We start from the raw sequence: 11,380 nt of genomic DNA on the forward strand, positions 1-11,380 counted from the left end.
GAGGTGTAGAGGGTGTACTTGGCCAGTTGGTCCAGCGGGATGGTCCGGGAGGCAAGGCGGACGAGGTTGGTCTCGGCGTGGTGGGTGACGTCGTTGTTGGTGGTGACGCTGTTCTCGGCTTCGAGTGCGATCGTCCCGTCGGGTGCGACGAGGATCGCGCCGAAGGGGTGGTTGCCGTTGTCGCGCGCGCTCCGGGAGACGGTGATGGCGCGCCGGAGGTAGTCGATGTCGGTGAGGGTGCTGGTACTCACGGCATTTCCTTGTCAGGTCGGTCAGAGAGTGGCATGAGGACGGAAGGATGCGTCTTGTGTCGGTTGACGAGAATCCTGCCGAGGTGGAAGGGCCGCTGTCCGAGGCGCGGACGGCGGGTGAGGACGAGAACGGGCTCCGTGGCCGAGATGCCTGGGAGGTGGGCGCGGGACGTGCCGACTTCGCCGATGGAGATGTCCGTCGCCCCGTTCCCGGAGTGGCGCAGATCCCGTTGTCCAGGATTGCCGTGCGGACGGTTTGCCCCGGCGGGAGGGTGTCCGTGATCGCGGCCACCGGCGTGAGACCGCCGGTGAGTGCGCGGGGGCGGGGATGTGCTCCTGGACCACGCTGACGACGGTGCTACCGCGGCGGATGACACCCCTCCCTCCACAGCTGTCCCACTTACCTTGCGGTAGCAGCCCACCGCAGGGCCGAAGTCCCACTGTCGGAAGTGGGTACCTCTCCCTCCGCCCTGACACCCACCTGGCCGAAAACCGCTGCCGGCGCCAGGCAGAATCCCGTCACGAAGCAGGATTGCCCCCGACACCCACGCCCCGGAACGTCGACGCGCGCACCAGGCGACCGAGCCGAACCCGGCCACACGCACCGACCACCCGAGCCTGCACCGGTCTGGTCGATTGCGGCAGGGGGATTTCACGGCTTCGTGTTGCTGGGCACGGTTCTCGGTTCGTTCGTCGTGTACCTGGTGGTCACGATCGAGGACAGTCTCCTGGGCGAGCGGTTCCGCACCGTGGTGGACGGCGACGGGCCGCGCCCGCTCGGCCGGTTCACACGACGTTCGGCGGCGTGGGCATCGAAACGGTCGCGGTGGGCCTTCACGGGCGGCCCGCTCGCGCAGCTCGTCCGGGTACTCCGTGGTGCAGGCATCGGACCTGTGTTCTCCCCTACGCCGATGGCGATCACGCCTGGCTTCGGGGCCGCCACAATATCCGCTTCAGCTCACTGGATGTACGGGGATTCGAGACCTACGGCACGACGACAGTCAGTGATGTGCCAGTCAGCTGGAAACCGAGCTTCTCGTAGACGCGGCGGGCTGGATTCGCATCGCTCACGACGAGCGAAATGTCGGCCAGCCCGTCGGCCGCAGCGGCGCTGATTACCCGACGCAGCAGTTTGGCACCAAGGCCCGCGTAGCGGGCTTCGGGCCGGCGGAACACGTCCGCGATCCACGGCAGTCCGTCACGGTCGGTGATGATCGCCCCAGCGACAACGCGGTCCGTCTCGTCCACCACCAAGGCGCTGCACGGAAGAACGGGTCCGAGAACGGAGCCCGCCAGCATCGGCGCCAGGAGCTCGTTGAGCGCTTCTGCGTCGCTGCCGGAGTGGTGGTCGGGATGGTCGGCAGAAAAGGCGGCTCGCCATGCCGGGAACACCGCGTCGGCATCGCGGTCGCAAGGGACTGCCCGCAGTCCGTTTCCCAGGGCGCATGATGACCAGTCGGCCGGCGGCGGACACGCGGCCAAGTCCCTCCGCATCTCATGGGCGTGCCGCATCACCCGTGCGCCACGGCGCAGCAGTTCCTCACCGAGTTCCACGGATCCCGAGACTGCCCATCCGGACATGCTGGAAACGATGGTTTCCACAGGGTTCGGGCCGACCACTTCGGCCAGGTCCGCCCACGGGTGTCCGTCCCGAACACCCTGCAGATAGGTCAGGACCGGCACACCCTGCCCGTTGGTCAGGGTGTGGCGCTGTTCCTCGTTCTCAGTCACTCTTCATCCTTGAAAGATCATGTGTACTTTGGCGTGCGTATTCTGCGGTTCCGCATCCTGTGTCACAACAGAATTTCCGCACTGTGTGCAGTGAGCAATGCACCGATCCTCATGAGGGTCGAGTGGGCCGCCTCAATCGCCGTGTCAGGCGATTTCGACCAGGAATCCGCCGTGCACCGTAACTCGTTGGTTTCCGTGCAAGGTCGCGTCCACCTCGGCACGAATCAGGTGGCTCCTCGCCGATGTCGACGTTGCGGAAGGCGAGCAGGTCGGAGACGGGCGCCGGATACCGCACGGTCGCCCGGCCACAGCGTCCCCGTGAATGTATGGCGCAGGCATGCCGGCACCGGCAGTGCGGGATCCGGATACGGGCACAACTCCTCAACGCTCGTCGGCTCTCGATGGACGTCCCGGACGGTACGGGCTGTACAGTGATGCAATCAAGGAATTGTCATAGCTACAAGGACGGTGGCCGTGGGGGTCGAACGTTTCCGGTCCATCGCGGACGAGATCGCCACCGCCATCCGCGCCGGGACCATCCCGGCGGGAACGCGGCTGCCCACCCACCGGGTTCTCGCACGCCGGCGCGGCATCGCGCTGGCAACGGCCACAAAGGTCTACCGGGAGCTGACGGCTGCCGGCCTGGTGGTGGGTGAGCCGGGCAGGGGTACCTATGTCCGTGATCTGAGCGGGTTCGGCGGCAGCGATCCCCGCCGTCTGCCTGCCGGAGCCCGGCTGGCCGACCTCTCGTTCAACCAGCCGCTCGCGCCGGACCAGAGCGATCAGCTCCGTCACGCCCTGCGTGAACTCGCGACTCAGGGCGACCTGGGCGCGCTTCTCTCGCAGCAGCCACCGGGCGGACGCGGTGCCGACCGGGCGGCCGTGGCCACGTACCTGCTGGACCGTGGACTCGACATCCCCCCTGCCCAGGTGCTCCTGACGGGCGGGGCGCAGCACGCCCTCGACACCGTCCTGAGCAGCATTGCCTCGCCCGGCGAAGTCGTGGCCGTCGACACATTGACGTATCCCGGCGTGAAGCTCATTGCCGGAGTCCGCCGTATCGAGCTCGCCCCCGTCGCCTGTGGTCCCGCCGGTACCGACCCCGACGGACTCGAGGCGCTCTGCCGAGAGCGCCCGGTCTCGGCAATCTATGTGATGCCGGACCTGCACAACCCCCTCGGGTGCACACTCGATGCCGCAGCCCGGGACCGGATCGTCGAAATCGCCCGTCGGTACGACTGTGTCCTCGTCGAGGACGGCACCTACAGCTTCCTCGTCCCGGACGCGCCACCGCCTCTCCATGTCCTGGCCCCGGAGCGCACCTTCTACGTCGGCAGCCTGTCGAAGAACCTCTCCACCGGACTGCGCGCCGGATACATCGTCGCCCCGCGACAGCACCTGTCCACTGTCACCCGGACGCTTCGGGCATCCAGCTGGGGAGTATCCAGCATCGCCACCGCCCTCACCACGCGATGGCTGGTCGACGGAACCGTTGCCCGCCTGGAGAAAACGCGACGTGAGGACGCCCGCCGGCGCCAGGCCATCGCTCGCCGAGAGCTCGCGGACCTCGGTCTCATGAGCCACCCCGGCTCCTACTGGGGGTGGCTGCCTCTGCCCGACGAGCTCAGAAGCGACATCGTCGCCCATCGTCTCGCCGAAAACGGGATCCTCGTCTCCACAGCCGAAGCCTTCGCAGCGACACGGCACGCACCCAACGCGATACGTCTTGCACTGGCCACACCAGGCATCGACGTACTCACCGCGGGACTCAGGCAGATCCGGGAAGCAGTTCGGCTTGCCTGAACCGACAGACACGCGAGCAGCCGCCGCGGGCCCGAACCACGGGACCGCTGGAAACGGACTGCCGGATCCGGCCCTCTCGCGCTGATCCGCAAGCACGGCTGTCGGGTCGTCGAGCAGTTGGACCATGCTGTGGCGCAGGTCGACAACGAGGTCGGCACGTCGCGTAGCCGGACCGCACCCTGACGAACGTTCCTCGGCCCGGCGCTCCCCATGACCGGGCCCAAAGCGGCCAGTTCGGCGTAGCCGCGGGTGGCGGTGGCCGGCGCGATCCGCGGCTCACGCGGGAGCGCGGTGCGTCGGCAGCCGGGTACGGCCAGGCTCGCACCGGAGCGGACGGCTACGGCGAACTCGTGGACGACAGCGTTGTAGGAGGACGGTCGCATGCGACACCCGCTGTCCGTCGCGGAGACGGACGGGAGACGAGCTCCATTGTATCCAGGACAATCAATGGATTGTCCTGGATCACGGCGCATAGCCTCGGTGAGTCCGATCCCAGACGAAAGGGAGTAACCCGGCATGACCGTGCGCATCGAGCAGGACGACCAGGTCGCAGTGATCACCATCGACCGGGAGCAGAAGCTCAACGCCCTGGACTATCCGACGATCGACGCGCTGCTCGCACAGCTCGACCTCATCGACTCCGACGACAGCATCCGGGCGGTGGTCCTGACCGGCGCCGGGCGCCGGGCGTTCAGTGCGGGCGCGGACATCCCTTCGCTTGCGGCCAGCATCGCCGGCGGGCCCGAACGTGCGCTGCGCGAGATCGTGCGCCGGGGCCACACGCTGACCCGGCGGATCGAGGAGTTCCCCAAGCCGGTGATCGTCGCGGTCAACGGCCTCGCCTACGGTGGTGGCTGCGAGATCACCGAGGCCGCCCCGCTCGCGATCGCCGCCGAGCACGCGACCTTCGCCAAACCCGAGATCTCCCTCGGCTTCCCGCCTCCCTTCGGCGGCTCCCAGCGCCTGCCGCGGCACGTCGGCCGCAAGCGCGGCTTGGAGATGATCCTGACCGGCGACCCGATCCCGGCTGCCCGAGCCGTCGAACTGGGCCTTGTCAACGCCGTCGTACCGGCCGACGAGCTCATGGACGCCGCGCGGGACCTGGCCGCGCGGATCATCCGGCACGCGCCGACGGCTGTGGCGGCCTGCCTGCGCGCGGTCACCCGTGGTGTCAACCTGCCGATCGACGAGGGCCTGGCGGTCGAGGCGGCATGCTTTGCAGCCACCGTCCCCACAGACGGGGTACGGACCGGCCTGCGCCGGTTCCTTGACCGGACGGCCGTAGCCGACCGAACCTGACGCGCTCGACCGCGGACGCCTCGGGCGCGCCGTTCCGAGCCGGATGTGCAAGGACCTGCCGGCCTTCAGAAGGGCCGACCGTTACCGAGAGGAAACCGGGTCAAGCAGGGTGGTCCAGCCAGGCCCCACGGTGGCGGCCCATTGGGGGGCTTGCTGGACACCCACGCTGAACGGAGGGGCCCTCGCCGCCGGGTTCGGGATTGCGTTGGCCTGCGACAGGCGAAGCGCCTCGGGAAATGTCGAATCCACCGTGAAACAAGGACCCACGTCGTTCCACGAGAGAGCAGACGGGGTCGGACCAGGAGGACACCTTGATCGATCGCAATGCGACCTATGTGGACGGAACGTGGACGCCGGGCACGACGGAAACGATCGCCGTCGAGAACCCTGCCACCGAGGACGTGATCGGTGTCGTCCCCAACGGCACTGCTGCGGACGCGGATCGGGCAGTGCGGGCAGCACGCGCGGCGTTCCCCGCCTGGGCCGCGACATCCCGCGCCGAGCGGGCGGAGTACCTGCGCAAGCTGCACCACGGCCTGGCCGAACGGTCGGCGCAGATCGCCGAAACGATCGCCATCGACGTCGGCACGCCGATGCGTATCGCCACCCGGATTCAGGCCGCACTCCCCCTCACCGACATCGCCTGCTACATCGACCTGCTGCAGGAAGACGAGAGCGAGCAGCGGATCGGCAACTCGCTCGTCCTCACCGAACCCGCGGGCGTCGTCGCGGCGATCACGCCGTGGAACTACCCGCTGCACCAGCTCGTCTGCAAGATCGCGCCCGCGCTCGCCGCCGGCTGCACCGTGGTGGTCAAGCCGAGTGAGGCGGCTCCCCTTGCCGTGTACCAACTGTTCGACGCCCTTCACGAGGCTGGTTTCCCGCCCGGCGTGGTGAACCTGATCAGCGGCTACGGCTCGGGCGTGGGAGAGGCCCTGGTGACCCACCCCGAGGTGGACGTCGTCTCGTTCACCGGTTCTGTTCGCGGCGGTGCCCGTGTCGCCGAGCTCGCAGCACGGTCGATCAAGCGCGTCACGCTCGAACTCGGCGGCAAGTCCGCCAACGTGATCCTCGACGACGCCGATCTCAGTACTGCGGTGAAGATGGGCGTGGCCCATGCGTACCTCAACGGAGGGCAGACCTGCACCGCCTGGACCCGCATGCTCGTCCCCACCCAACGCCACGACGAGGCAATGGAGCTGGCGAAGAATATCGCGGAGGGCTTCGTGCCCGGAGACCCGCTCGACCCGAAGACCAAGCTCGGGCCACTGGTGTCCGGTGCCCAGCGCGACCGGGTACACGGATTCATCAGGCAAGGCATCGAAGCCGGCGCGCGCCTGGTGACCGGCGGCACCGCGGCGCCCGAAGGCTTCGAGCGCGGCTACTTCGTACGGCCGACCGTGTTCGGCGGAGTCGATCCGGACTCGGTGATCGCCCAGGAGGAGATCTTCGGCCCCGTTCTCTCGATTATCCCGTTCGAAGGCGACGACGAAGCTCTGGCTATCGCGAACAACTCGGCCTTCGGCCTGCACGGCGCGGTCTGGTCGGCCGATCAGGATCGCGCCCTCGCCTTCGCGCGGCAGGTCCGTACCGGGCAGATCGACGTCAACGGCGGCGCCTTCAACCCGCTCGCTCCGTTCGGCGGTTACAAGCAGTCCGGCATCGGCCGGGAGCTGGGCAGGCGGGGCCTGACGGAATTCCTCGAGACGAAGTCCATCCAACTCTGAAGGGGCACTGGGCTGTCGTCCCCACGAGGTTCGGTCAGCCGTCGTAGCCGGGTTGCCGGCCGGCGGAGTCTTCGTGTGCAGTGCGGAGAGAAGGCTCCGACTGGGCCGCGTGGTGCAAATGTTCGGTGAGCGCTGCGGTGGCCGTCGGCACAGCGCCCTCCTTGACGCCCCAGGTAACGCTCGGAGGGGGGTTGTTGGTGTGCTGGGTCGTTGGTGGCCTGGGGTGTTGTGGGTTCGTTGAGAGGCTGAGTTGGCGGTTCGACGGGGTGGTCGGGGTGTGTGGGCTGGGGTTATGTGTTCTGTGCTGAGCGGGGCTGGGTCTGTTGTAGGTAGTCCTAGCGTGTAAAGGCCCGGCTGGTGTTTGTGCTGGTCAGGGCTGTTCTGCCTGTCTGGCAGGTGGGCCTATCGGCTTCGGCGGGGGCGGTGGTGGGTTTCGGCGAGGTGGTCGAGGCGGATGGCTTCGAGTGATCGTTTGGTGATGCGTTCGGTGCCGTCGTGGATGGCGGTGATGGCTGCTTGGCGGATGAGCCGGGTGAGGGACCCGATGCGGCCTGCGGTGCGCTGGTGGAGGTATGGAGCGTGGCGGGGGAGGGTGCCGGGTTTGTGCTGGTGGAGGTCGAGGGCGTTTTCGATGTCGGTGATGACGTCGCGGAAGGGGTGGTGGGTGCCGTGGCGGGCGGGGAGGGGACCGCAGTCGACGAGGGTGGCGCGTCCGGCGAGCTGGGCGCCGCGTGTCCCGCTGAAGAGGGGTGTGTCGGTGACGTTGATGCCGGCGTAGACGAACGTGGCGGGCAGGCGTTCGCTGAGGTCTTTGATCAGATCGGCGGTTTGGGCGCCGGTGGTGGTGCGAGGGTTGAGGCGGTGGATCTCGTCGATCATCACCAGCTGTACGCCTGCGGCGGTGTAGGTGTGGCAGACGGCGTCGGTGATCTGGGTCTGGGTCATGCGGGCTGTGAGGGGGATGCCGAGGTAGCGGGCGAATTCAGTGACGAGGGTTTTCGCGGTCGCGCCGGGCGGGACCAGGACATACGCGACGGGTACCACTGCGTGCGCTGATCCGGGCGGTGCGGGGTTCTTGCGGATGTGGGCGAGGTGGCAGGTGCGGCCGACGTTGAGGAGCGCGGTCGTTTCCCTGCTGCGGCGGGTCCGGTGACGATCAGTGAGGGCCGGGCGGTGGTCTGCTGGTGGCAGCCGAGGATCATCAGGGTGCGGACCTGGGTGGCGAGGGTGTGGATGGCGGGGGTGCGGATGGTGACGAACGTGGAGTGGTAGGCCAGGCGTTCTTCTGTGCTGCGGGGTGGGTCGCCGGGGCGGGGAGGGGTGGGTGGGTCGGTGGTGGCGAATCGGTGCCAGCCCTGCCAGGTGGTCAGGGGCCAGGACGGCTCGGCCTCGCCACTGTCGTCGGTGCCGCCTTGTGTGCTGCTCGCGCTTGTCTGGCTCAGGTTCACCATGTGGCGGCTTCCTCGTGCGCGTTGTAGAGCCCGAATCCGGTGGCCGGGGCGGGGCTGACGTCGTCGTCGGGCAGGTCGTCAAGGTCGTCGATGCTGTCGTCGTTGCCTTCGTCGCCTTGCTGCGCCGGGCTGTCGGCGGGTGCTTCGGTGTCGTGGTTCCCATCGCGGGCTGTGGGGAGCGGGATGTGAGCGGTGCGGGCCATGAGGGCCTGCTCCGTTTTGGTGGCGTGGCCGCTGTGGACGCGGCGCATGAGCTGGTCGAGGGCGTCGGCGAGGCTGGCTTCGTACTGCTCGGCGTCACCGTGGGCGCCGTCAACGGCCTGGGTGCGGATGTGCTGCCAGGTGCGTTCGTCGAAGGGCCGGTGGACGTGGTCGCGGTGGATCCACGGAATCTCGGTGAGTTCACCGTCGGGAAGCCGGACCCAGATCTGGCGCACGTCGTGGGGGTTGTAGTGGATCTCCCATTTCCCGCCGCGGCCGGCGACGGGGGAGGCCTGGCCGCGGTGCGGGGCGAGGAGATCCGCGTCGTAGGTGCGGTGGTGGATGGTGATGCCGGCGGGGGTGATGGCCTGCCAGCGTACGGGCAGCAGTTCGAGGTAGTCGCGCCCGGTCAATGGGACGGGGACGTGTCCGGCGACGGCGACGAGCGCGGCCCACATCTCATTCGGGGTAAGGGCCTTCCTGGGCATCATCGGGTGGCGCAGCCCTTCGTGGGGCCGGTGGTGGTAATGCACCAGCCACTCATCGAGGAGGTCCTGCAGTTGGGCGACGCTGTAGCAGGCGTCTTTCTCGGTGTCGGGGCCGCGGCGGGTGACGTCGGATCCGGTGTAGCCGGGCAGGTGCTGGCAGAACAGTGCGTTGATGGAGCCGAAGGCCCGCTCCACGATGCCCTTCGCGGTGGGGGCGCGGGGCGGGGCGGGCTGGACACTGATGCCGAGGGTCTCGCAGGCGGCGGTGAACGCGGCGGAGACGAAGACCTTGCCCCGGTCGACGACGATCGTCTCGGGCAACACGACCGGCCGGGCCCCCGCACCGGCCAGGCGCTCGTCCAGCGTGGCCAGCCGCTGATGGGGGAGCGCGCGGGCGTGGTCCATGCGCAGGATGTCCGGCCAGGTCGGCCTGGCCGGGTGCGGGACGGCCATCTCCGCCAGCAGCAGGGCCGCGTCCACGGCCCTGGTCGCGCTCGGGCACAGCACGGCGGCCAGGACGGAGCGGGTGGCGACGTCGACGGAGATGGTCAGCTCGGGCCGTGCGAGGCGGCCGTCGTCGAAGAGGGCCAGGACGTCCAGGCGGGTGGTGTCGATCTGGACCTGCTCGCCCGGCCGCAGCGCGGTGGCGGGGGTGAAAGCCCGCCCGTCGACGCTCGCGGGCACCTGCCGCACGGGCCCGCTGGGCAGTTCACCGGGGCGGGCGAGGGAGGTGACGAGCCGGTACAGCGTGGCCTGCGACGGCACGGGCACCGCACCGGGACCGTGCCGCTCCTGAAGGATCTGGTTGATCAGCGGGAACAGGCCGTTGATGGTGCCCCTGGAACGCCCGCGCCGACGGCGCAGCGCCTCACGGACGGCGGCGACGACCCGTTCGTCACAGCGCCCGGTAGGGCTGGAGGCACGGGTGGTGCGGTGGTCCAGCAGCCCCCACAGTCCCTGCTTGCGGTAGGCCAGGCGCATGCGCTGCACCGTGGTACGCGACACCCGCCCGAACCCCAGCGCGGTCAGCTCCTCGGCCTTGGCCCGTTCCCGCTCGGCCAGCGTGTGCCGTGCGGGGGCGTACTGCTCCCGCACCACCCCTTCGCTGCCGGGCCCGTCGGCAAGGCCGCATTCGACTTCCCTCACGTGCCGTTGCCAGGCCAGGGCCTTCTCCCGCGCCGCGGCCGGCGCGGTCTCGAACAGCCCCCACTGCGGGGCCGCCTGCGGCATCTCGGCCCCGATGACACTGAAGCCGGGATCGGCGAACAGGTACCCGGCAAGCACCGCCTCACCGCCGCCGGCCGGGCCGACGAGGTGAACCATCTGCCCGGACAGGGCGACCACCTGCCACTTCACACCGCGGAAACGGACATGCGCCCCGACCGCCACGGCCGGCCGCGCATTGCGCCGCGCGCTCACCCGGCACCTCCCGTCTTGCCCAGACCGTTCCAGTCCCTGGGGCCGACGAGAACGCACTCGTGCAGCGGTGCCTTCAGGTTGGTCGTGAGCTGTCCGTGCCACAGGGCGTGGAAGACGACGGGAAGTACCTCGATCGGGTCACCGACAGCTTCGGCTCCCGCGAGCAGCGGCCGCGGCCGCGTGAACGCATCCAGAACAGCGGGCGTCAGGCCCGGGCGGCCGGCGTTGCGGGGATGGCGGTAGCCGGCCAGCCACTTCAGATTGGCGGCCGGCACATCGTCGAGCGGCGCAAGGCGCCGGTAAGACCAGCCGATCTCCTCACACGCCGCGCCCACCGCTTCGGCAGCCTTCACAGCGCGGTCGCCGCCGGCTTCCGGGTGGCTGGGGCAGTCGGCCACCAGACCCGTGCCGTCGCGGTACCGGGCGAACAGCTGCGGCACCCAGGAGCGCACCCGTCCCCGTCCATCACACCACAGCAGCCGCACCGGACGCCCGGCCAGTCCCGTCACCCGCGGATCGCGGTCCAGAACCATCAGCTGGGTACGCATCGCGTTCGACCCCGCAGCCACGTGCCGCCCGGTGGTCGCCGACCACCACAAGCCCGGTCCCCAGCGCCGTCCCGGGATCACCGGGAACGCCGACACCGGAGGCAACTCCTCGAACGCCACGGTCATGGCGGCATCCGCCCACCGCTGCTGGACCGACTGCCCCACCGGATCGAGGAACACCGCCTCGAACCCGCTCCCTCGATCCACGACCGCTCGCCCTGCCCGGCCCCCGGGCCGGGTCACTCCTGTGCTGATCACCTGCGTCAGCCAAGCCGCTCCCGCCGGCAGACACAGCTGTTTTCAGGATTCCTGCCACAAACAAGTGCCCTATCAGCTACTGAGGTTGAACTCGTGATGTCGTGTCCTTGCTCAGGCGGATCTGATGGTCAGGCCGGTCTCGGCGAGGCAGCCGTCTATGAGGTCGCTGCGGTACTGGATGTGGCGTAGACCGCGTCGGATGCG

Annotated in this window: 9 protein-coding genes and 1 pseudogene; 3 read left to right on the top strand and 7 right to left on the bottom strand. The window is 69.1% G+C overall.

The window, feature by feature from the left end:
• Both ACWCXX_RS39000 and ACWCXX_RS39005 read right to left on the bottom strand, forming a co-directional pair.
• On the bottom strand, positions 1–251 hold a 251-nt coding region (locus ACWCXX_RS39000), incomplete at its 3' end, for a nucleoside deaminase (RefSeq protein WP_451135752.1).
• A 984-nt stretch (positions 252–1,235) separates the two neighbouring features.
• Complete coding sequence (locus tag ACWCXX_RS39005) at positions 1,236–1,982, bottom strand: GNAT family N-acetyltransferase (RefSeq protein ID WP_451135754.1); 747 nt, start codon at positions 1,980–1,982, stop codon at positions 1,236–1,238.
• Between the two features lie 474 nt (positions 1,983–2,456).
• Here ACWCXX_RS39005 and ACWCXX_RS39010 point away from each other — a divergent pair, with 474 nt between their 5' ends.
• The 3 genes from ACWCXX_RS39010 (at position 2,457) to ACWCXX_RS39020 (ending at position 6,811) form a co-directional block, all read left to right on the top strand.
• Positions 2,457–3,785 (top strand): aminotransferase-like domain-containing protein, encoded by a 1,329-nt coding sequence (locus tag ACWCXX_RS39010; protein WP_451135756.1) that lies wholly within the window; start codon positions 2,457–2,459, stop codon positions 3,783–3,785.
• Positions 3,786–4,301: 516 nt separating this feature from the next.
• A complete protein-coding gene (locus tag ACWCXX_RS39015) occupies positions 4,302–5,084 on the top strand; it encodes a crotonase/enoyl-CoA hydratase family protein (RefSeq protein ID WP_451135758.1) in 783 nt (260 codons plus the stop codon).
• A gap of 311 nt (positions 5,085–5,395) precedes the next feature.
• Positions 5,396–6,811 carry an aldehyde dehydrogenase family protein gene (locus ACWCXX_RS39020; protein ID WP_451135760.1) on the top strand — a complete coding sequence of 472 codons (1,416 nt, stop codon included), beginning with the start codon at positions 5,396–5,398 and terminating at the stop codon, positions 6,809–6,811.
• Positions 6,812–7,213: 402 nt separating this feature from the next.
• On the opposite strand, the gene ACWCXX_RS39025 is transcribed toward ACWCXX_RS39020, so the two are convergent.
• From ACWCXX_RS39025 to ACWCXX_RS39045, 5 genes and pseudogenes are all read right to left on the bottom strand, one after another.
• The gene (locus ACWCXX_RS39025; RefSeq protein ID WP_451135762.1) at positions 7,214–7,855 is read right to left on the bottom strand and encodes a TniB family NTP-binding protein; all 642 of its coding nucleotides are present in this window, start codon (positions 7,853–7,855) and stop codon (positions 7,214–7,216) included.
• Entirely contained in the window at positions 7,753–8,262 is a 510-nt protein-coding gene (locus ACWCXX_RS39030) for a hypothetical protein (protein WP_451135768.1), read from the bottom strand. The genes ACWCXX_RS39025 and ACWCXX_RS39030 overlap by 103 nt, the downstream gene beginning before the upstream one ends.
• The gene (locus ACWCXX_RS39035) at positions 8,256–10,307 is read right to left on the bottom strand and encodes a Mu transposase C-terminal domain-containing protein (protein ID WP_451135764.1); all 2,052 of its coding nucleotides are present in this window, start codon (positions 10,305–10,307) and stop codon (positions 8,256–8,258) included. Before ACWCXX_RS39035 ends, ACWCXX_RS39030 begins: the two co-directional genes overlap by 7 nt.
• A gap of 59 nt (positions 10,308–10,366) precedes the next feature.
• Positions 10,367–11,098: a TnsA-like heteromeric transposase endonuclease subunit gene (locus ACWCXX_RS39040; protein ID WP_451135766.1), complete on the bottom strand. Its 732-nt coding sequence runs from the start codon at positions 11,096–11,098 to the stop codon at positions 10,367–10,369.
• A 189-nt stretch (positions 11,099–11,287) separates the two neighbouring features.
• Positions 11,288–11,380 (bottom strand): annotated as a pseudogene (locus tag ACWCXX_RS39045) (transposase); the annotation flags it as partial.

The sequence above is a fragment of the Streptomyces sp. NPDC001732 genome (genome assembly GCF_053596315.1).

Excerpts from the sequence above, each read along its gene's own strand:
- ACWCXX_RS39015 (WP_451135758.1), top strand. The coding sequence starts at position 4,302 with ATGACCGTGCGCATCGAGCAGGACGACCAGGTCGCAGTGATCACCATC.
- ACWCXX_RS39030 (WP_451135768.1), bottom strand. The coding sequence starts at position 8,262 with ATGGTGAACCTGAGCCAGACAAGCGCGAGCAGCACACAAGGCGGCACC.